22 protein-coding genes are annotated in these 22,145 nt (G+C 43.0%); 12 read left to right on the forward strand and 10 right to left on the reverse strand.

The window, feature by feature from the left end:
- Window positions 1-157 precede the first annotated feature (157 nt).
- Complete coding sequence (locus CSH93_RS17650; protein ID WP_100644692.1) at window positions 158-1,402, reverse strand: IS110 family RNA-guided transposase; 1,245 nt, start codon at window positions 1,400-1,402, stop codon at window positions 158-160.
- A 36-nt stretch (window positions 1,403-1,438) separates the two neighbouring features.
- Window positions 1,439-1,570 (reverse strand): hypothetical protein, encoded by a 132-nt coding sequence (locus tag CSH93_RS18240; protein ID WP_276307714.1) that lies wholly within the window; start codon window positions 1,568-1,570, stop codon window positions 1,439-1,441.
- Between the two features lie 312 nt (window positions 1,571-1,882).
- Here CSH93_RS18240 and CSH93_RS17655 point away from each other — a divergent pair, with 312 nt between their 5' ends.
- The 4 genes from CSH93_RS17655 to CSH93_RS17670 all read left to right on the forward strand — a co-directional run bounded on the left by CSH93_RS17655 (window position 1,883) and on the right by CSH93_RS17670 (window position 5,853).
- Window positions 1,883-2,683 (forward strand): SDR family oxidoreductase, encoded by an 801-nt coding sequence (locus tag CSH93_RS17655; RefSeq protein ID WP_100644693.1) that lies wholly within the window; start codon window positions 1,883-1,885, stop codon window positions 2,681-2,683.
- 73 nt (window positions 2,684-2,756) lie between these two features.
- On the forward strand, window positions 2,757-3,053 hold the full coding sequence (locus CSH93_RS17660) for a hypothetical protein (RefSeq protein WP_100644694.1): 297 nt from the start codon (window positions 2,757-2,759) through the stop codon (window positions 3,051-3,053).
- A gap of 196 nt (window positions 3,054-3,249) precedes the next feature.
- Window positions 3,250-4,494, forward strand: coding sequence for an aspartyl protease family protein (locus CSH93_RS17665; protein ID WP_164078412.1), 1,245 nt, complete (start codon window positions 3,250-3,252; stop codon window positions 4,492-4,494).
- A 150-nt stretch (window positions 4,495-4,644) separates the two neighbouring features.
- Entirely contained in the window at window positions 4,645-5,853 is a 1,209-nt protein-coding gene (locus CSH93_RS17670) for a sensor histidine kinase family protein (protein WP_100644696.1), read from the forward strand.
- Window positions 5,854-5,875: 22 nt separating this feature from the next.
- Here CSH93_RS17670 and CSH93_RS17675 read toward each other — a convergent pair whose 3' ends face one another.
- From CSH93_RS17675 to CSH93_RS17685, 3 genes are all read right to left on the reverse strand, one after another.
- Window positions 5,876-6,568, reverse strand: a complete 693-nt coding sequence (locus tag CSH93_RS17675; RefSeq protein ID WP_100644697.1) for a response regulator transcription factor — start codon at window positions 6,566-6,568, stop codon at window positions 5,876-5,878.
- A gap of 84 nt (window positions 6,569-6,652) precedes the next feature.
- Window positions 6,653-7,471, reverse strand: a complete 819-nt coding sequence (locus tag CSH93_RS17680) for an MBL fold metallo-hydrolase (RefSeq protein ID WP_100644698.1) — start codon at window positions 7,469-7,471, stop codon at window positions 6,653-6,655.
- A gap of 111 nt (window positions 7,472-7,582) precedes the next feature.
- Window positions 7,583-8,995, reverse strand: a complete 1,413-nt coding sequence (locus CSH93_RS17685; protein ID WP_100644699.1) for an amidohydrolase family protein — start codon at window positions 8,993-8,995, stop codon at window positions 7,583-7,585.
- A gap of 256 nt (window positions 8,996-9,251) precedes the next feature.
- Between CSH93_RS17685 and CSH93_RS17690 the strand changes: the two genes are divergently transcribed.
- Complete coding sequence (locus tag CSH93_RS17690) at window positions 9,252-10,316, forward strand: helix-turn-helix domain-containing protein (RefSeq protein ID WP_240615654.1); 1,065 nt, start codon at window positions 9,252-9,254, stop codon at window positions 10,314-10,316.
- Between the two features lie 60 nt (window positions 10,317-10,376).
- Here CSH93_RS17690 and CSH93_RS17695 read toward each other — a convergent pair whose 3' ends face one another.
- Window positions 10,377-10,826, reverse strand: a complete 450-nt coding sequence (locus CSH93_RS17695) for a hypothetical protein (RefSeq protein WP_100644701.1) — start codon at window positions 10,824-10,826, stop codon at window positions 10,377-10,379.
- A 409-nt stretch (window positions 10,827-11,235) separates the two neighbouring features.
- Between CSH93_RS17695 and CSH93_RS17700 the strand changes: the two genes are divergently transcribed.
- From CSH93_RS17700 to CSH93_RS17720, 5 genes are all read left to right on the forward strand, one after another.
- Window positions 11,236-12,147, forward strand: a complete 912-nt coding sequence (locus CSH93_RS17700) for a LysR family transcriptional regulator ArgP (protein ID WP_100644702.1) — start codon at window positions 11,236-11,238, stop codon at window positions 12,145-12,147.
- 253 nt (window positions 12,148-12,400) lie between these two features.
- Entirely contained in the window at window positions 12,401-12,739 is a 339-nt protein-coding gene (locus CSH93_RS17705) for a hypothetical protein (RefSeq protein WP_124749005.1), read from the forward strand.
- A gap of 373 nt (window positions 12,740-13,112) precedes the next feature.
- Window positions 13,113-14,072, forward strand: coding sequence for a M1 family aminopeptidase (locus tag CSH93_RS17710; protein ID WP_100644704.1), 960 nt, complete (start codon window positions 13,113-13,115; stop codon window positions 14,070-14,072).
- Window positions 14,073-14,376: 304 nt separating this feature from the next.
- Complete coding sequence (locus CSH93_RS17715) at window positions 14,377-14,994, forward strand: LysE/ArgO family amino acid transporter (RefSeq protein WP_100644705.1); 618 nt, start codon at window positions 14,377-14,379, stop codon at window positions 14,992-14,994.
- A gap of 34 nt (window positions 14,995-15,028) precedes the next feature.
- Window positions 15,029-15,943: an EamA family transporter gene (locus CSH93_RS17720; RefSeq protein WP_100644706.1), complete on the forward strand. Its 915-nt coding sequence runs from the start codon at window positions 15,029-15,031 to the stop codon at window positions 15,941-15,943.
- Between the two features lie 73 nt (window positions 15,944-16,016).
- On the opposite strand, the gene CSH93_RS17725 is transcribed toward CSH93_RS17720, so the two are convergent.
- From CSH93_RS17725 to CSH93_RS17735, 3 genes are all read right to left on the reverse strand, one after another.
- A complete protein-coding gene (locus tag CSH93_RS17725) occupies window positions 16,017-16,460 on the reverse strand; it encodes a hypothetical protein (protein WP_100644707.1) in 444 nt (147 codons plus the stop codon).
- 102 nt (window positions 16,461-16,562) lie between these two features.
- Window positions 16,563-17,429, reverse strand: coding sequence for a TolB family protein (locus tag CSH93_RS17730; RefSeq protein WP_100644708.1), 867 nt, complete (start codon window positions 17,427-17,429; stop codon window positions 16,563-16,565).
- A 25-nt stretch (window positions 17,430-17,454) separates the two neighbouring features.
- A complete protein-coding gene (locus CSH93_RS17735) occupies window positions 17,455-18,327 on the reverse strand; it encodes an alpha/beta hydrolase (protein WP_100644709.1) in 873 nt (290 codons plus the stop codon).
- 164 nt (window positions 18,328-18,491) lie between these two features.
- On the opposite strand from CSH93_RS17735, the gene CSH93_RS17740 reads away from it, so the two are divergent.
- Together CSH93_RS17740 and CSH93_RS17745 are read left to right on the forward strand one after the other, a co-directional pair.
- Window positions 18,492-20,558: a winged helix-turn-helix domain-containing protein gene (locus CSH93_RS17740; RefSeq protein WP_100644710.1), complete on the forward strand. Its 2,067-nt coding sequence runs from the start codon at window positions 18,492-18,494 to the stop codon at window positions 20,556-20,558.
- 582 nt (window positions 20,559-21,140) lie between these two features.
- On the forward strand, window positions 21,141-21,482 hold the full coding sequence (locus CSH93_RS17745) for a hypothetical protein (RefSeq protein WP_100644711.1): 342 nt from the start codon (window positions 21,141-21,143) through the stop codon (window positions 21,480-21,482).
- 280 nt (window positions 21,483-21,762) lie between these two features.
- On the opposite strand, the gene CSH93_RS17750 is transcribed toward CSH93_RS17745, so the two are convergent.
- On the reverse strand, window positions 21,763-22,145 hold a 383-nt coding region (locus CSH93_RS17750; RefSeq protein ID WP_100644712.1), incomplete at its 5' end, for a helix-turn-helix domain-containing protein.

The raw sequence follows: 22,145 nt of genomic DNA on the forward strand, positions 1-22,145 counted from the left end.
GTTTGATAGGTTTGTATGTGAGCCGCTAGCAATGGCTTCCTTGCCAAAGATTGACATTTCGGTGTGCAGTTGTTCGTGGTGTTAGTCTACAGACCTTGTATATGGAAAATCATTGTGTGAAGGTCCGCTTCACGCCCTGAGTCATTCGACAACCCTTTTATGCATTTAAAAGTGGAGAATTTCTCTCTCTTAATGCTTTCAAGTATCGAGATTCACTGTAGGGTGTTTTCGTTTGCCAACATCTAAACACAATCCTCGCCCATTTGAATGCTAGTGCCCTAACTGCGGTTTGATGTGCTTTCCCTTTTGCTCGTTGTTTCTCGTAGTACAAGCCTGCCCAGTATGATTGATGAACACTTTTTGCAGACCATTCAATAAAGGTTTGTCTTATAAATTTCGAACACTGCCATCGCCAGTGGATCCACTCTTTGTTGCCACTTCTCTCCGTCACGGGAGATAAACCGGCATAGTTCTGAATTTCTTGAGCACTTAAGAATCGACTCCGATCTTCACCAAAGGCAGCTAATAGTCGCGGAGCTAGACAAGGCCCTATCCCAGGTAAAGAGGCAAATATGTCTGCGTCAGGCATTTGATGGAATAATTTTTCAATCTCACGATCGAAAGCTTTAATACTGCTATTTAACAGAATGATCTGGTTGCATAACGAAACGACCAGTAGCCTGTGAGGCTCAATAATACTGTTGTCCTCAGTGAGCGCCATGGCAGTATCTATTGCCTTAATTCTTTTGTCTGTGTTGGTGACAGCATTGCCGCCACGTCGACTAAAGAACTCCCGAATTGTTTTTTCTCTCGCACGCTTTAACTGTTTGAAAGTCGGCCACCTGATCAGGAAATCACAAAACAAATCGCTTCCTCTATGCGAGAACATTGAAAGTGGTAGCGGATAATATTGCTTTAACGCGTTTATCAAACGATTCACTTCTCGCCTTTTATCTTCTACCAACATTCGACGTTGCTCGACGAGCAAGTTAAGTGCTCTGGATGCATCACTAATGGGCTTCAGTGGTTGTATCTTTTCTGGGTATTTCAACATGAGATCCAATGCTAGTTCAGCATCAGACGGATCGTCTTTGGCACCACTTGGGAACATGGCTTGTCTATACTTAGCGAGCGTAGCTGCGTGAACGGGGAACACAGTAACGTAAGGATACTTTTGCAAAGCATAGACAATTGGGCCGCTAGACAGCTCTACAGCAATGGCTATTGGTCCTTTGACCTCATTGTGTAAAGTGGTTAACCACTCATCGATTGATTCTGGTGAATGGTTTATAACTTCAAACCTACGTGAACTTGCTTTCTTTATTTGAATACAGACATCATGCTTTTTAGATGCCCAGTCTAAACCAATAAAAGCAGAGAACTTTTTTAACGAGTCAGTCATCACAACCTCCTGAACATGAAGTGTGTTATGTCGTCTTCACTCGTCGAAGATAATATGGATGGCATTCGTTGCAGGCCCTGAGTATTCGTTGTGAGCAAAGTAACTCATTGCATCGAAAGTAAAGCGGTAATCATCAAATGACTTACGTACAATGTTCGTATGCAACAAGCACATAACCTAAATCATCTTAGTTCAGATTAAGTAGGTTGAAAGACCATATTACGTACCAAGAAGATCCTGACTTTCGTCAGGATGACGGACTGAAGGACGTACAAACTAGAAGCACAACAAACTAAATATAATATAACCAATAAGAACGAAATTGATGCTTACCGACATCTATCTCAACCACTGAAATCTCGACACGATTCACTTTGAATACGTCCTAGATAAGACCTAAAGCCCAGATAATTCGGTTTCAACAATAATCGGATATGATAGTGTTTAAGCCTTTACCGCCCAAAATTATATGGACTCTACATGGCCAGACTTAAAGGAAAAGTTGCGCTGATTACAGGTGCTGCACAAGGCATAGGAGAAGCTGTTGCCACGCTTTTTGCCAATCAAGGCGCTCGCGTCATCCTTAGCGATATTCAGGACGAAAAAGGGCAGTTACTTGCCAACAAGCTTGGCGAAAATTGCCGTTATGTTCGCCTTGATGTTAAGCAAGAATCTGACTGGCAAAGCGTCATCGACTATATAAAGACACACTATGATGGCCTGGATATCCTGGTCAATAACGCAGGTATCACCGGCTTTTTGGAAACAGAAGGCGTACATGATCCGGAGCATTTTAACCTCGATAGCTGGCGAACCGTGATGCAAACAAACATAGAGGGCGTGGCTTTAGGGTGTAAACACGCCATCTCGTTGATGAAAGATGCAACCGCTGCCAGCATTGTTAACATTTCCTCTCGTTCTGGTCTTGTGGGCATTCCGACTGCTGCCGCCTACGCTGCCAGTAAAGCGGCGGTGCGGAATCACTCAAAATCTGTTGCACTGTACTGTGCTGAGAACCGGTATCCGATCCGTTGCAATTCTATTCATCCAGGCGCCATCTTGACGCCCATGTGGGACATGATGTTAGGCGAGGGCGAACAACGTCAAAATGCAATTGATGCTGTGGCCGCCGACATCCCCCTAGGACATATGGGAGAAGCTATTGATGTCGCATATGCAGCCTTATATTTAGCGTCAGATGAAGCAAAGTATGTCACGGGCATTGAGCTCAACATTGACGGTGGTATTCTCGCGGGCTCCACCGCTGCACCTAAACAGTAATCAATGCCGCTAACTTTCTAGCGTAAAGTGGCTTTTGTCTTTATGCTGACATTTGGCACACAGAGGATCGGATATGGACAATCAAGCATTTATACAACATTGCCGAGCACAGTTGGCTGTTGTATTTGAAAAAAGCAAAAGCGGTCGACCTGACAGCACGCTAAAACACAGAGTTGAGGGCATGCTACAGGCGGCGGAGTTACTGAACATTTTGTCCCGTGACGATGCACAGCAATTGATAGAGACCGTGCACGTTGAGGTGTTCGGCGAAACCACCGAAGCAAGAGCTGACCGCAAACGGCGTTTACAAGAACTCAAAGAAACCGATCCTGATGAGTATTTTGCCACCCCGGCTATCGAAAGACGCTAGTTCTCGGTCTTGAACTATCATGATACAACTACCACCACACGAACGGTCAATCGAGTTTGGCTCGTTAGCTCAGTTGCTAAAGCCGAACGGAAACATCACTTAGCAAGCTAGCCGATTTTCCGCTTCCACTTCACCCTGTTTTCACCGCTACGCCTATACCATCTCCTCCACAGGTTTATTGGGGATGCAAATGCACATGAAATTAAAATTATTGCTGTTATTCGCGCTGATCAGCGTCAGTGGATGTTCTGTTGTAAATACACTGCGGATGAAAAGTGCCAATGATGATATCTCTCCAGAATGGCAAAATAACGCCGAACAGCAAATTTTTGATGCGGTTTACATTGGAGAAAAGCCCTACATACAGGCATCGGTAAACGGGGTGTCGTTGCTGTTTCTGATTGACACCGGCGCATCATTTTCGATGCTTTTTGATACCCCAAAGGTGAAGAGCATCCCACATGATAAAGGGTTTGAGCTCACTATTGCGGGTTGGGGAACTGAGCAAAAGACCAAAGGTTATCAAACTTCCATCACCGAAATGTCCTTGGGCAATGTTGCGTTTCGTGAGGTCAAAATGGCCTATATCCCAATATCTCAAACCAAGTATTACCTGACGAAAGAAGAAGCCATTTTTGATGGCGTAATAGGCCATGACTTACTGCGGCATTTTGCTTGGGTGTTTGATAAACGCTCGGGCACTATTACCGCGCATCGGGCTTCAGTCATCGATAACAATACCGCTTATGCCGTGCCTTTTGAAATGAGCTTTTCTAAACCTTACATTCCAGCACAGGTTGCATTTAATGATGCACAGCGATTTGATACACAAGTGATCATCGATTCCGGCAGTCGCCATTATTTGAAGTTAAATACTGCCTATATTGAAGCCAACGATGTTGTGCTCTCTACCTCGATTAAGGCTGCTGATTTTGGCCTCAGCGGAATGGTGGAGCATCAACGCGTGGTAGTGGATAGCCTAAGGATTGGTGACAATGTCATGGCAAACGTTAAAGCCAACATCATTCCAAGTGATGATGAAGATGATTGGTGGGTCATTGGCAGTGCGCTTATGAATCAGTACGTGTCGACAATCGACTATCACGCCTCCTTATTTGCCCTGACGCCCTATCCTCATGCTCAATTTGAATCACGGTTTAATTTATCCGGGTTAGAATTAAGAAAACTCAGCGGTGGTAACTTCATTGTGCGATACATATTCGAAGGGTTTGACGCCTCAACAAAACCGATCACTGTAGGTGATGTGATTACACAGATTAACGGTGTGGATAGCACCGACATCAGTGAAGAGGAATGGCTCAGGCTTATTTCGTTGCCGCAAACATTGTCTGTATGCCTTGCTGAAAAGTCTTGCTATTCCATTGCATTACGCCACATTACCGGGTATTCAACCAAAGGGGCTTCCCTCAACGCTGATTAAACAAAGTGTTGCACCGGTTTCATTTACCTAATGGTAATTGGCTGAAACGACTCTTCATGCATACAGCCTTGTTAAGTACCGCGGTATACATTGACGCAGCGTAAAGGGTGTTATATCTCTTTATCTAATGTTGTAATTTAAGGCCATCCATTGAAATCGATACGCGCTCGTTTATTCGTTACTTTTGGCACGCTAACAGCCTGCGTTTGTCTGGTATTCGCAGGTCTCACGTGGTTGTTTGCGGCTGTCACTGAAGATGACGTCATCAATCAAGTTGTGGATGCAGAAGCTCGCTATATCCTGCGTACGTTTGAGGAAACAAACAACCTCCCTGAACCTCGCGTGGATTACATTCAAATTTATACCGACGTGGCAGAATTTCCTGCTCAAGTACAAGACCAGATCCGTCAAAGCCCAAAGGCAAAAGAGTATTCAATTAACGGACGCAATTATCACATAGAGCAATATGCGTTAAATAGTGAGCGCGGTTTTTGGTTGGTTATCGACGCATCACAACTGATTGTAATTTACAGTATCAGTGAACAAATTGGCTGGTTTGTCTTAATCGCCACGCTGATAATGCTCATCTTGGCACTGTGGATTGCCAAAAAGTTGTCAAACAGAACCGCATTGCCAATAGAGCAATTAACCCAACAAATACACCAGCACACACCAGGCTCAACGTTTCATGCGCTAGTATCGAACCGAGTGGATGAAATTGGTCAGCTAGGCCAGGCATTCGAGCAATTGTTACATGACGTTGAAACCTTGCTTGAACGGGAGCGCAATTTTACTCGTGATGTTAGCCACGAGTTGCGTACGCCGCTCGCGCTGTTAAACAACACGCTGGTACTGGCGGATAAAAAAGCACTTAACGACAAAGATAAAGCGGTGATCCAGCAGGTTTCTGAGTCGCTTCACAATACCGTAGAAGTTTTGTTAGCACTGGCACGCTCAGAAAATATGGTGGGCGAAATAGTCGATATTAAACCCATTTTAGAACGCAGTGTGTTGCTCTTGCTACAAAGTCACAATGATCAAGACTTCAATGTCAGCATTGATATCAGTGATGCTCAAACCGTGTATGGCAACCCTCGCTTAATTGAACTGCTGTGTCAGAACCTTATCAATAATGGCTATTACCATGGTGGTGCCAAAGCAATGCAGATTTCCTGCAGTGGCAATACGCTTACATTTAAGAATCCAGCAGGGCGAGAGAATGATGGGACCTATCAAGGCCTTGGGCATGGCAAATACCTTGTTCAGCGGATTGCCTCAGCACTCTCATGGCAAGTGGATTTTGACCAGCATGATAATCACTATGTAGTCCACGTTAATATGACCCCCTCGTCATCGTGAACGATAGCGTTATTCAATGCGTTTAATCTAAGTGTTGTAGTTGATACCCAATGTTACTGATGGTTTTTAACATCGGCTGCTCTGAGGCACTTTCCAGCGCCTTTCGCAGTGCATACAAATGAGATTTAAGCGCGTTACTTTCCGGCGGCTCATTGCCCCACACATGCGTAATCAGATCACTGCGCGCGACCGGATAGGGATAAGCGTCGAGTAATTTATGCAACAGCTTGAAACCTATACGCGTCACTTTTATTGGCGTGCGATTTAACGTTACGCTGAATGCGCGAGAATCGAGGCACAACGCGCCCTTCTCAAGCACCTTGTCGGTATGCAAATCAGGCCGTCTAGCCAGCGCTTCACAGCGCATTGCCAGTTCTCGCAGATCACATGGTTTCGTCAGGTAGTCATCAGTACCCGTCGCAAACCCCTTTGCTTTGTCCTCAAAGGCATCTCGAGCCGTTAACATCAAAATCGGCACAACGCGCGTTTGCTGTTGTTTTATCTGTTGGCACACCGTCAAGCCATCACGATCAGGTAAGTTCAAGTCCAAAATGATGACATCAAAATGTTGAGACAGCGCCAAATCAATACCCTGCTTGCCAGTATCCGCAAAGTCCACTTGCCATTTCAGTCCTTCTAGGAACTGACACACCTGCTTTGCTAACGCGAGGTTATCTTCAATCAATAGCACTGAAAGCTTTACGTTGGTGGACATACGATGCTTAACTTTTTCCTGATACAGGGCTAACACTCACCGTCAATACGGACGACCAGTCGCTGTGTAATAACCATGATGATATTAAAACAAGGATACAACATCTGAGCCGTTAGTGAACGCGTGAAACCCTTTTAACTCACCTTGGACAAGCTCCTTCATGGCATCTTGGTGCGCAATATGAATATGCGATACTATTTTTTCAGCGTCCCCAAATTGGCTATTGATGAAGGCTAACCCAGCCTCATCGCTTACAAACCAAATAGGCATAATTACAGCGTCAATTGTGCCTGCGAATTTGCTTCGCTCAGCTTTTGCTGAGACCACCGCTGAGTCACCCAAATGCAGAATGTTTTTGCCACCGACCGTTAACACAAAGGCGGAGTGACGCATGTCTGCGTATTCTTCTCCGCTGTGCTGAACAGGAGAAGCACTCACCTTGATGTGGCTGTCACTATATTCAAAGGCTTGATCGAGATAGTGAGGTAAACGAATGATTTGATCCTGACTGGCTGTTGGGCATTCACTAGACAGACGATCATGAACGGCAAACGACACATCATCAGGCGCAATAAGCTTTATAGCAGTCTTCTGGCAAAGCGCGTCAGCAAGTATCTCGGGCGTTGAATGATCCGAGTGATTATGAGTCACAAGGATATATGAGACAGAGTTTTCACTTTGCGGTGACACCATAGTCGATATTTGCGCTTCGGAAGGAGACGCAAACTGTGGGTAAGTACTGTTAAAAAGGCCATCTATGACCACCGAAACACTTTCCGTCGATATCAAAACGCCTTCATTTGCCACATGCTGAATGTTTACTTGGCTTTTGGCCGCCACCTGCCCGGCCAACAACATAAAGGCCATGACAGAAAGTAACGGACTAAACACTTTTTTCTTCACTGATAATCTCTCCTAATCGAGTGATGCCTTATCATCCGCAAGCTTGCGTAAGGCCTCAATCATTAAAGTGTTACAAGAACTAACGACCTGATTGCGACCTAAACCGTTTGCTTACACAAATAGTAACTGTTCAATAAATAGACCGATTGTCGTCAACACATTGGTATGGGATGTAGACGCCTCTCGCATGGCTTTGAGGTTTTGTTTGTCCAGTAAAACGCCGTTAGCCACTACGTATTCAGGCTGACTGAGTACCGTTACATCTTTTAATGGGTCCTTTTCGGTCACCACCATATCAGCAAGGCTTCCGGGCTCTACTTCTCCGCTGACGCCAGCGATATTTAACACTTGCGCAGCATTTACGGTTGCCATTTGAATAATATCTTGCGCACTGATCCCAATATCAGCCATCAATGCGATTTCTTTGTGCAAAGAATACCCCGGCACCGTTAGCGCAGGTCCAGAATCAGATCCCAGTGCCATCAATACGCCCTGTTGTGAAAATGTCCTAGCGATTGTGCCGAGATAGCGGTTCTTGCGTTTGAGGTAATCAATATAATCCGGCGTCTCCGCTTTGCTGAGCATACGGGTGCCAATAAACGTAACGAAACCGTTAATCGCATTTAATCTAGACTCATCATGCATGAAGTGATCATAATCAATCCCAGCGCTATACACGTTGTTATAAGCTACCCAAGTCGTCACTATTGGCGTTTGAGTGCTAACCAATTGCGCCGTGACCTCGGCTAATACTTCATCATTCGATTTGTATTTCAATAAGGTATTAAACACTTCTTCGATATGTTCTATCGACGTAGGTGATGATGCTAGGATCTCTTCAAGCGGTATTTGACTCGGCACGTGACCGCTAAAACCCATACCCAACTCGTTTGCCGTTTTCACCAACGCCTGATACTGAGAAGCGCTTAAGCCATCGTAAAATTTAACGAAATCAAACCCCATTTCATGGTAGTCACGCACACGTTTAATCACATCCATTTCACTGTGGATATAAGCGTGAAAAGGACCACCATTGGCTCCGCTATTGATTGTCGGCGTAGAGGTGGTGAAGTTCGGCCCCAGTACATCGCCATTTAGCAATGCTTGCTTGAGTCTAAGGTGGAAAGGGAATCCCATCATATTCCTGACACTGGTTACCCCATAAGATAAATAGGCTTGCATATCGACCGCGTCAAAAACATGTACATGGGCATCAATTAAGCCCGGCGTAACGTACATGCCATCACCGTCAAGCTTCACGTTGTCGCGTATAGTTGCTTGTTTGTATGGCGTCACCGTTGCTATGCGACCATCGATAATTTCAATATCTGCGTGCAAATAGTCTCGCGTTTCATTTCGATATACATTGACATTGGTGATCCAAAAATGGCCGTCACGTTTTACACCAGACGGTGTATTAGCAGGTTGCTGCTTTGCCATTAAAACGCTTAACACCAATAACAGTGACAACAGCAAAACAAAGCTTAGCAATACGACCACGATACGCTTTAACCACAACTTCATCCGATAATTCCCTTGATTTAGGCTTTTAGAAGGCTTGATGTTGCCCTGATGATTATGCAAAAACGTCCGAATACACGAATTCGAACGTGATTTTATGCCTTTAATAGAGAATCAACAGGAACACAGGGGCGGCCCACACGAGTGAAAGAACATCCGCTGTTGTGTGGTGAGAAGTTTTAATTATTGTTACTGTGTGCGGTACTTCATTAGCGTTGCGTGAATGCCGAACCGGAGATTGGATACACACGTGGAAAAAATGTTAGCCCTTTTACTGGCCTTTAGTGCTGGAATAACCGGCATTTCACTTATTCGGCATCACCGCATATGGCCGCTTACTGCATTCTTATCAGTGTTGTCTTTGCATATGATAACCAATGCTTTCGAGCTTGGTATCTCATCGAATGTTTTGGTACCAACACAACAATCATTGTCGCTTTTATACGGCCCGGCACTTTACTTATTCGTGATCAGTATCACGCGCGACAGTTTGAATATCAGGAGTGCTTCGGTTTGGCACTTAATCTACATCCCGCTTCTGGTTGTAATTAATTTTATCCTTCCACTCCCTGTCAGTTTTACCGCCTCTATCTCAATAGGGTTATTTCTAGCGTATTTCCTGGCAGCACTGTTTAGAGTGCGCAAGTACCATCAAATAGTTGAGCAAAACCTCTCCATGCTCACACTTAGATTGGATTGGCTTTATGCGGTATTTGCGTTACTGGGTAGTGCCATTTTACTCGAGATTATCCGCTATTCACTTATCTACTTTGAAGCCTACAGCCTTGCTGAGTTAGTTTTTGTGGCGATGATCACGGTCTTACTGTTGTTTATCAGCAGTTTTACTTTCTTTGCTTTACGCGAAGCCAATCATCTCGACGGTGTGTCGGCTGAACAGGAATCATTGACTGAAGACGCCGCCAATCAGGCTGCTGAGGAAACAGATAACATTGAACTGGCAAACCTCATGCTATGCGAGTTACAGCAAAATGCTTGGTTTACAGAGCCGAGTCTGACGATCCAACAGTTCGCTAGCTATTTGGGACATCCAGCGCGCGACGTGTCAGCCACTATCAACGCAATTTTCAATATGAATTTTTGCGAATTTATTAACCGACACCGCATAGACTTTATCGCTAACAACTTGTCATCAAATCCCAAGGCTAATGTACTCAAGCTTTCCTACGACGGCGGATTCAATTCAAAATCAAGTTTCAACCAAGCGTTTAAAAGCTACACCCAGCTCACACCGACGCAAGTGAAAGGGGGCGCATCATTACCGGCCATACTGCCGAGCCTCAATAAACACAAAACCGTCAATTAAATGAATTTATTAAGCAACAAAAAGGAAGTGGGTACTTACAAACAATATAAGATTGAAGACTTAGAAATCTGCGGATAAAAAATCCACGATAGCTTCTCGAGTATGTGAGCCAATGAAAGTGCAAAGCTCAGCTATTTGAGACGGTCCGTAGAGACGGTATTCAACCAGCGACGCTGATGTCATCATCAAGTAGCCTTCAAGTACACGCTTAACCAGCTCATTTTCATCACTGACTAAAAATGCCGTTTTTGAGCGATCAGGAATAATACGCTCATCCGACATATCTTCAGCAACTTTCCCCCACACATCAGTTTGCCCAGTAATACTGGACACTTGGGTAAAGTCATAAAAGCCGTCCATACCGGCTCGATATTGCGGATCTGCCAATATTTCATCGACATGGAGCGCAAGGTCATCAAACGTAACTTCACCCTCAGCCCGACATAAAAACAAATTCATATCAGGTTTTATGAAGTAATGAACTTTACTGATCGGGCTTGCAACCGACATTTGATTAACCTTTAAGCGTTAAATACCAAATATGACCTTCGCTCACTGTTAAACAATATGAAGGTAGAGTCAACTTTTAGCCGTTACAGCCATATAATTAAAGGCTATGATTTAAAACCAGAAAATGGTTTCAGGCTTGCTTAACTAGTTCTTAAGCGTCGTGACTTTAACTCTACGAAAAGATATATTGAGTAAAGCATGAAGGCTTAATTTCATAGAGACTTTCGGTCGTTTTGTTGGCGGTTAACGTATTTCACTCTGGTCATCACACGCTCTCTAAGAGTAGATTTATACACAGCGCTGAGGCGAGATTGCATTGTGTTTAAAACTCGCATCTCTTTCTGCAATTGAAGCAAACAAATCATTCAATTCATTTATCTTATGGAAGTATTAGCAGGGCGGTTTAAATATGAGCAGATTTGATTATAAGTTGATTAGAGCGCTATCTGCCGTAATTCAAGAACAGAGTTTCGAGAGAGCCGCAAAAACGCTATTCATCACACAATCAGCTATTTCTCAACGATTGAAACTACTAGAGCACGAAATGGGACAACCGGTGCTCATAAGGTCTACCCCAATTAAGGCTACTGAAGTTGGGGAAAAACTCTTAAAACATTTTTACCAAGTCGACCACTTAGAAAAAGAATTGGAGAAACAAATATTCCCAGACACTAACATCAACAAGGTGAAAATACATATCGCGGTTAATACTGATAGTCTAGCCACTTGGTTTCTTACTGCATTATCATCCATATTAAAGAAAAACTCTTTGATTGAGTTAAATCTGCTTTTAGCAGATGAAGCAAACACCATAGAAAAATTGAAAAGCGGTGAAGCATTTGGTGCTGTAACGTTACAAGAAAAGCCTGAAAAAGCATGCCAATCAGATTTAATAGGAACATTTCGGTATTCCTTAGTCGCAACTCCAGCGTTTGCTGAAAAACACTTTCCAAACGGCGTTACAGCTGAAGCCATTGCTTCTGCACCGAGCGCCGCTTTTGATCAAAGAGATGTTATGCATACCGACTTTATTCACCAACATTTCGGGCTCGAAGAAGGCGACTACCCTTTGCACCGAATTCGTTCAACTGAAGCGTTTGTGAAACTAGTCAAATCCGGTATGGCCTTTTGCTTGGTTAGTGATTTGTTGATACTGGATGAGCTTAGTTCAGGTGAACTGGTTAGCTTGCTTCCAGACTTCCAACTCGAAAAGAAATTGTATTGGCAGCGCTGGGCCTTACTAAGAGGTGCCCACAAAGAAATCTCTGATGCTATTCTCAATGAGGGTAAAGCACTCTTATCTCAAATCCACGCTGATTAAAAAAAATTAATCGCACTTGAGTTTTTTTGATTTTACTCGCGGCAATTTGTTCTCTAGTTTGTTTTTGTTATTAACAATTTTGCTAGGAAACAACACTTTGCCACTCAACCGCACCGATTCCTTTTTCACAACCTCAAATCAAAATCGTCTTCACTTTAGACGCATTAGAACGTCGATAAATTTGATTATTATGTGCCTTTTTGCCCTTTGCGGTTCGGTTCAGGCAGATCCAGCCCCCATGGATTTGATGCTAATGACTGACCGCAGCCATGCTACTGGTGAATTAAGGGTTTACGTGAAGAATGTTAGTGATAGAAACGTTAATATCGTCACGAGCAACTTAGCTCTTATGACGTCATCAAACACCTACGAATTAGCACCTGAAAGGCACGTTCTAATTGCGAATGGAGAAAGAATAGAACTAAAAGAGAGTCTTTCTAAATACTCCGTTGTGCTGTTGAAGCCAATGGAAGTCACATATTTATCTGGCTTTACAATCGTGGCGCAAAACGGAGTTGTCGACTACTACGTAAAACCTCAATGGGCACAAATGCATGGCGTATGGGGGGGACGAATTAGCACAGAGTTTTAGCTGAGCTGATCAAACAGAAGAAACTTGGTCAACGTGAACAGAAACAATAATGAATACCTAAGGGAATATAGCATTGAGTAAAGTTAGATACTTTTTAGTTATCTTGTTGTCGTCTTATTCTGGATTTGCAGTGTTTGCAGCAACATTAAACCACTATGACATTAACGTAATAGACACAGGAAATTCAGAGCTGAGAGTAACCTCAAAGGCCTTAATATCAGGAGTAGACTCCTAAACACTAGAATTCATTTTGAATAAGTTCGCTCTCATTGATAGCGTTTCAGTTGATAACAAGCACGCAACCTACGAATTTGATATTCGGGCTAGTTCCCCTAATTTATACATATAGAATGGAAAGCGACTTAGCATCGATTTGTCACCCAATCCAAAAGCAGCATATCAACTAGAGGTCACTTACAAAGTAAACAAAGACGCTATCAATTATCTAGCAACCGATGACGCGTTAGAGACAGGCTTATATGAAGCATGGTTCCCTCTAAACTTCGACTATGGAAAATTCACTTATACTCTGAATTTTAAGGAAGTAAACAACAACATTTTGGCTTCAAATGGCTATTCGAAATGTCACAAAGATTTATGCACTCTATACAGCGATGAACCTGATATTGACCTCATTCTAATGGCTTCACCAACACTTCTTCGCTATCAAGTTGAAAGCACTAACTACAACATTGAACTTACACGTCTCAAATCAAACAGGGAAAATGCGCCTTCATTAGAATCACAAATTAAAGAAACCATTCAGTTCTATACACATAACTTTGGAGCTTTGCCTGATGAAACCACCCGCTTTCAGTTCGTCTTTAGCCCCAGAGATAGCGGCCCTTCATATTCCAGGAATGGGTTTGTAGTTTTAACCAACTTTGAACAAAAAAGTGATAAAGAGCTATTGCATGTTCTTTCACATGAAATTGCTCATTTATGGTGGAATTTAGCACCTAAAACCACATGGGAAGACTGGCTTAATGAATCCTTCGCAGAATATTCTGCAATTATGTCCTCAGAAGCACTTCATGATCATGCAAGTAAAAAACAAAAAATTGCGGAACTTGCTAAGTTAAGTCAAAACTTACCAGTCATAAAGGGTTTAAGAAGGGACAACTCTGAGGCTCAACAAGTGCTTTATATAAAGGGCCCTTTTATTCTTCATCAAATGCGAGAAAAAGTGGGTGATGAAGCCTTTATTCGATGGCTGCAACAGATTCGACTAGACAAAGTGACAACTACAGCAGAGCTAATTATCCTGACAGAAAGAGAACTTGGCAAAGATAATGCCCGCTTCCTCATGCTTAAACTAAGTCAAAAGACCTAATCCAATCTCAACATATTTTTAAGGGTTAATGAGTATAAGCACATTCATTTGGACAGTATTCACAAATTGCAACACTAGACTAATTCACAGGTTTGAAACGCGTATTGCGCATGCAGCGAATGAAAGTAATGATACCGTTAAAACTACCATAGCAGATTAACAATCTTCGTTTTAGGAGCCCGAGAGCCGTGCAACTTGCTCGAGCCAGCATTAGAAAAAATAATGATTGTTAATTTATTTTAATTTTACTTATCAGCCAGCCCCATTTAACGTGCATACCCTAATTTTAGAAGGGCGATTACACATGTCAGTAGCAGCACTAACACAGGGGCTTGGATTGGGATTCAGCATGATCATCCCAATAGGCGTACAGAATTCATACTTGCTGAATCAGGGAATAAAACGAAATCACGTGTTTCTGGCCGCGTCGATTTGCTTTGCCTGTGACATTGTTCTGACTATTGTTGGTGTGTTTGGTGGCAGCTTAATTTTCACCCAAAATGAATTCTTAATGAAAATAGTGGGTTGGTGCGGCGTTGTTTTTTTATCAGGATATGCATTTATCGCATTGCGCAGGGGCTTTATCGGTGCTTATTCCTTGCATGAACAAGAAAACTACAGTTCCAGTAAAAAAGTCGTAACCGCAACCACATTGTCAGTGACACTGCTAAACCCACATGTTTACTTGGATACTGTTGTTATATTAGGCAGCGTCGGTGGCTCGTTCACCGGCTCAAACAGATTATCCTTTGCGTTTGGCGCTATTTTAGCAGCTTGTATTTGGTTTTACGGCATTGCCATTGGTGCATCCAAACTCGCTCCCTGGTTGGCTAATCCAACCATTCAAAGATGCATAGACACCTTTGTCGCGCTCATGATGTTGGTCATCGCGTTCAATCTATATGACAGCGTATTGCGATAACCCTGTAAATTCTTGATTCACTCGAGTTAATACAATGACGTTAAAAGATTATTTGATAGGTTGCAGTGTCGCCATGATCTGGGGGTTTAACTTTGTGGTCATCGCTTGGGGGTTAAACGACATGCCTCCATTTTTGCTTGCAACGTGTCGCTTTGGATTGATCGCGTTGATAGGTTCATTATTCATTCGAGCGCCCAATACCCCGTGGCAATGGCTACTGTTTTATTCACTCTTCATAAACGTTGGCCAATTTGCCTTTCTCTTTGTTGCAATGAAGGAAGGCATGTCTCCCGGAATAGCCTCTTTGGTTCTGCAATCTCAATTCATCTTTAGTGCAATATTGGCTGTTTTTTTCTTGCAAGAACGAGTTTCAATTCAACAAATTGTGGCGTTGTCAGTGTCTATGATTGGACTGCTGACGTTAATCACTGACCAAAATACAGCTTCTTATAGTGTTGTCAGTTTTACGCTCACCCTGCTTGCGGCTTTATGTTGGGGCGCGGGAAACATAGTCAATAAATCTATTACTAACAACGGCTTCCAAACAGGCATGTCTTTAGTCGTTTGGTCAGCATGGTTTTCAATTCCGCCATTTGCCGTCTGCAGCATAGTGTTTGAAGGCGTTAGCTCGATTGAAACAAGCCTTTTAAGTATTAACTTCAACACCATCGCAGCGGTCTTTTACTTATCAATATTCGCATCCATCATAGGGTTTGGTTTATGGAGTAATTTATTGGAAAAGCATTCAGCAGCAAAAGTTGCCCCACTAAGTTTAGGGGTTCCGATTTTCGGTTTTGGTTTTTCCTACATCTTTTTTGATGAAAGTATAAAACCCTCGCAGTTTCTCGGCATTTTATTCATCATGATGGGGCTAGCGATTAATGTCATTCGGTTCAACAAATCGGTCCCTCCCATTGCACAGCTGCGCCGCATAGCAAGAAAAAGCTGACGTTTTAACAACATCTCTACAAACAACTCCCCTGTTTACGGCTTATTGCAATGTGATTAGGCAGAAGTTTCTGTTATCCGCCAACGTGCCTGCGAATATGCTTAATTCTGCCTTGCTCATTAAACTCCATAAATAGAACCGTTTTGCCGCGATACTGCTTTAAAGAGCCGCTTTTTAGATACTCCGAATCTTCATAAAGTATCACTGCCGCTACGTAATCGCTCCAATAGAGTTTCGTCGCGAATGCGTGATAACGTTTCATTCGTTTCGTATAACTATGAATGCCATCAAACAGTTTTTCTCGTCCGTTCATAGTCACATTGTAAGGTGGGTGAACATCCTCAACATCCTCCGCATAAAAATCTAGGTATTTGTTTATCGTATCTACCGACGCATTTGGTTGAAATGCAGCATTGTATGCCTCAACAAATGCATCGAATGTATATTCTTGAGCAGAAGCTGCGCCAGTACACAACAACATCACGGCAATAAAAAAGCCCTTAATACAAGCGTTCATGTTTGGTTGTCCTCTTAGTGTGTATACATAGTGTTTGCATTGTTTTTATTGATGGATGGCTGACTGCCACAGTATTAAGTGGCGCCAGCCGTAAACCATGCATTAAGGTCTAAACGTTTCGATGACTTTGGCATCTACCCAATAGGTATCGGTATTACCGTCTTCTGACGTGCGGTTAAAAAACAGATATTTTCCATCGGGTGTGATTTGTGCAGCAAACTCAGAAGCAGACGTATTAATAGTGTCTCCCATCTTAATCGCATCGCCCCAACTGCCATCTTGTTGTTTAAAACTGATATACAGATCGGGTTTGCCCTCCTCGTCGCTTCCCCGCCCATCCCAAATTAAATAACTTTCATCGGGCGCGATAAACGGATGCGCATTCCACGCTCCCGTATTAATTGTCTTTGGAAAGAGTTTTGGGGGGGTATAGCGGCCATTTTCGAATGTCGAATAGCGCAATTTACTATTGCCGTCCGCAACTGCTTCATCAAATGCTATCGTGCCGTTCAGCGAGGCTGTAACGCGCATAATGCGGATCTCGTTAAAGTCGGCTCCTAGCCTTTTCATTTCCGACCAGCCTTCATCCGTGCGGGTTTTGTAGCCTCGACCAAAAAACATGATGTCGTTGTCTGGCGATAATGTAGGGGTGCCAACCCGTTTCGAGATTACGCGTTCATGCCATTGATCTTGCTTCTTTTCAAAAACCACAAATTGTTGTTGCGGCTCATTGTCTACAATCGCCTCACGGACATAGTACATTTCTGCCATGTTTGGTGCGAATACCACACCGTATTCCCAACCTGAAGTTGAAATTATTCCCGGAGCAAACACTTCAGGCGTCATTCCAGGAGGGGGTTGGCCCAAGTAATCACCTATCAGAGTAGGTTTTTCAAGTTCGCTGGCGTTGATACTGGTTATAGAGCATAGCCCTAAAACCAAAAGCGCCGATTGAGTCATTAATTTCATAATATTGCCTCTAAAAAATAGTAAGTTATTGGTTATAGCGTGTAGCCAACCACTTGATCCCAAGAACAAACGTATCGGGTACTGCTGTTGTATGATCCGCGTTATCGATGACTTCCAGTCCTGTCAGCGACAAGCCTGAGGTAGTTTTAGCTTTGAGTATTGAAACGAGTCGCTGAGTTGCATCCATTGCTGGCGTCTCTCGTTCGCCGATAGAAACAAAAACATGATTATTGAATGCATCATGTTTCGCTCTATTTTGATTGGCTAAATCATCAAGAAATCTGATACTGCGGTCGTCTACTGAGGGGCTGCCCAGGATATAGTTGTCAAAGGTGTCAGGCTGCGATAGTAAAATATAAGCGCCAAACTCCGCCCCCATGGAATATCCCAAATACGTTTGCAGCTCTTCAGCAATACGGTAGTGAGTGTTGACATAGTGAATAACGTGGTTGCGGATAAATGAAAGGTGCTGGGCGGCTTGGCCAAATTGATATGTAGCCTGCACATCCGGCTTGTCTGATTCGATAAACGAGTAGTCTCGGAATCGACTCGCAAATTCACGTCTAGCGCCAAAATCAATCTCGCTGCTCATATTGGTTTGCCACGATACTCCCACCAATATGACCTTCGACATCAAGTACTCTGTAACCCCTGACAGCAAATCCATTTGCCACTTCGCATCTGTCGTATAAATGACTGGATACGCAATATCAGCGCTCTCGTCATAATTATCAGGCAGCTTGATGTAAAGTTCATATTGTCTATTTGATTTGACGTCTTCTATTTTCACCACATGAGTTCTGGGCATCTGATACGGCGCCATCTCCAATGACGCAAAGATCGGTAACGTTAGCAATGCTAATAACAAAGTAATTAGCGCTCTAATTGCGTTCATCATTGTTCTACCTTCTGCATAGGGTTAACACAATGCGAACAGTGCCGATTGATGGTGTGAATTACATGAAAAAAACCTGACGTTTAGCTGATTTATGCGCTTTCAGCTTTTTTAGTCATAAAAGTCACGGTAAGCTTCTTAGAGTTTTATAGGGTTACTATTTACTTATGGCGCGACAATTCTGGGTTAACAATTACTTTATTGATGTAACCCGCAATCAAATTCAACATCAGCAGCAGGCTACTCAGCTACCGCCGAAGGCTTTAAAAGTGCTCGAAGTTTTGGCGTCTCGCGTTGGTCAAGTTGTCAGCCATGACGAAATAATGGATGAAGTTTGGCAAAATAGTGTTGTAGCGCCGAATACGTTGCAGCGCTCCATTGCTCAACTTAGAAAAGCATTTGGCGACGATAGTAAGCAACAAGCGTTTATCAAAACCCACGCCAAAAAAGGTTACAGTCTAGAAGCGAATGTACGCTGGAGTGACGAGCAAGAACCAACCGCATTGGTCATTGGAACCAGTGACCTTGAAGTTAACCAGCGCATACGTCATTGGATCCCAATTAGCGCTGCATTTGCGTTTATTTGCGTAATGTTTGCTTTTTATCTGCTTAAATCGCCGGAACAAACATACAGTCATATGAGGCCGATTACCGCCAGCGATGAGCAAGAGTTTAATGCCACTTATTCGCCTGACGGAAAGTATCTCGTATTTAACCGCTTCGAGGAGCAATGTAATAGCCACTTGTGGGCTAAAGATCTCAGCAATAATCAAGAAGTGCAATTGAGCAAGGAGCCTGGACTCTACAGTAGATTAAGTTGGTCCTCCGATGGCACCCAATTGGCCTTTGTAGTGCAATCCTCTTGCCCTGATATGCCTTCCGAAATTGAACAGTGCTGGCAACTACAAACGTTCGATTTTGCAGAAGCTTGGAATGGTAATGGCCGTAATTTACTGCGTTATGATTGTGCCAATATAGAAACCTCTCAGCCCGTTTGGTTAAACGACGGACGCATTGCCTTATTGCAGCATTCAGGCACTGAGGTCGGCAACGCTAAAGTGGTAATTTTTGACCCTAGAAGCGACAGTTTAGAACAAGTGAATATTGGCCTAGATGGAGAAATATATTCACTCGATTACTCCCGGACATCAGGTTTGTTGGCAGCGGTTATTTGGGCCGAGAACAACCAACACATCCTCGCAACATTTACGCCAGACGGTGAACTAAAGAGCAATGCCCCAATTCAGCGAGAAGCCTATCACTCCACCTATCAGCGATTCCCAATCAGGTTTTTACCTGATGCTGAACACCTGTTGACCGACGTTAAAGGGCAAATCTATAAACTGGACTTGGCTGGAAACTTAAACCTTATTCACCCCCAAACTTATAAAGATTTGTGGATGCCAACACATCACCCAGTAGAGACAAAATTTATCGTGACTCATGGGCCTAAGGATAGCGATATTGGAGTTGTTAATCTAACGCAGCCCGACCACACGTTTATCCCAATTTCTCGTTCAACTAGCGTCGATGTAAACGCGCAATTTCAACCTGGCGGAGAACTCATTGCCTTCATATCCTATCAGTCGGGCAATAGCCAAATTTGGCTCCATGGGGAAGAAAAAACCTATCAACTAACTCATTTCGACGATGGCATATACAGCGCTCTATTTAGCTGGTCGCCAGATGGCAACAGTGTAGCGGTTAACTTGCATAATCAGTTGGCAATTGTCGATTTAAATGGAGATTATCGAAAATTGGTGTCTCCAATAGCAATTAAAACTATTATGCCGTGGACGCAATCAGAGAAAATTTTAGTCACCGCGGATACTGGCGAACGTGATCAACTATATGTTGTTGATCTCCGAACTGGAGAAGCTGAACCAACGGGATTAAGCAATATTCTGTGGGCATCGTTAACAGATGGTGGCGACATCATATACCGAGACACAGCAAAACAATTTTGGCTTTATGCTGCAGAAAAATCAGAACGTATAACGACTATTGGTAGTGGATTAGACGGCAAACACTCCATTCTGAAAAACGGCAGTATCATAGGCATTGACGCCCAAAATAGACTTCAGCGATACCACATTGGGTCAGATGAACTGATTACCCTCGCCACTCTCGACAAAGATGTTTCATATGTCAGCGATTTTAAACAAGACGAAATCTTGGTCACTAAATTTATGGGTGGCAGGAGAGAGCTTGTTGAATTTAGTTTGCAGGATTAATTACGTTAATTTTTATATCAAATGGCCCGCCCGAGAGGATTCGAACCTCTGACCTCAGCCTCCGGAGAGCAGATAATTTAAATGTATATTAAATGGCTTTGTTTTTCGTCGATAACAAAAAATAGGCGCGCATCACTGTAACCGTATGTTTTTAAGGTGGTTTAACAAATTCATTTTATACCCATTAATACAGATTATTTCGGTCACGAATTTTTTCTTGTAGTAATTTTGTCCTGTTTCTACACATGTTATTTCAAGTTTGGTCACACCACGGTCACAAACAAAAGACCCTGACAATGCCACTCACAGTAATACAATTTTATTTCACAAGTACAAAGCGTTTTCACATTCTTGCTTGGTTACCTCGGTAATTCTAGGAAAGAGCCTAACAAATTCAGACTCCTTCATTCAAGAGTAAGAATTAGCCGGTATACGACCAAAATATTGTCAAATCCAAATGCACTACTGTATTGAATTTAGACAACTTGAAACTATATTAATCAATGTGGCGCTGCATTTCGTTTTTATCTTATTTTTCGCAATTATTCATTAAAAACTATATCCACTACCTGAGAAAGCGCAATGCTGGGTTTTGAAATTACGATTACGTCTGTGAATGCTATCCCCCCATTTCATTTAGATTATAGAGCTGGCATTGATGCGTCTAGTTGGCTTGTTGACTTGTTGTACAAAAAGAAAGTCGAAAACATAGGGGATGCACATGGCTACCCTTTTAAGTTTTACTTACCGTGGAGTTGGGTTGTGGAAGGGCTAACATCAACAAAAGCGGCACAATCAGGCGGCGTGGTCATAAGCGATGATGGAACGGTAACTATGACAGGCTACCATGACGGCTTCGTCTTTGACCCTAAACAATATCCAGATGACCAACAAATGTTTGTTGAGATGTGGGATATGAGTTAAACCTAAAACTGATCCATTTTCTTTACTCGGCATAGGCTAGCAACATAGAATTTACTCAAATAATCATAGGCTAGAGGCGGCTGATTACTCAACTGAAGAGCTATATATCTTATATGTGCAATAGCATTATTTTTAGTAGCTCATATCCAATCTGACAGATTCATGGCAAGTTGAGGCATAATCTGGCAGGCTGCTCCAACAAGAAACGGACATTCAGCTCCGTTGAGTTTTACTGCTCTCGAAACAACTAATTATTTCAAGGATGATGATAACCGCGCGTTTAAAAAAATAAATTAGGACTCACCTCAAAACGCTGACACAGCGCTTTTATATGCTTTTTGTTGAGACTTCTTTCACCAGAAAGCACTCTCGACACCATTGATTTGCTACCAATTTCCGGTAAATCAGACATGCTCAAATGGTGTTGTTCCATGAGTAGTCGCAAAGTGGCAATATCAGGGGTTTGCGACATGGCTCTTTTGTCGAATTCGACAAGCTCTTTATCTTTATTTTCATATCGTTCAATCGCAATGGCTAATAACTCTATGACCTGATTAAGCGGATCATCAGGAGTATCTTCGGCTTCTTCAAGCAGACTTTCAATAAGTTCCAAGGCTTCTCTGTAATGTTGCTCATCGACGATAAACAAATAAGGAGCCGCTG

This window comes from Neoalteromonas facilis (genome assembly GCF_002807665.1).
GTDB lineage: Bacteria > Pseudomonadota > Gammaproteobacteria > Enterobacterales > Alteromonadaceae > Alteromonas_E > Alteromonas_E facilis.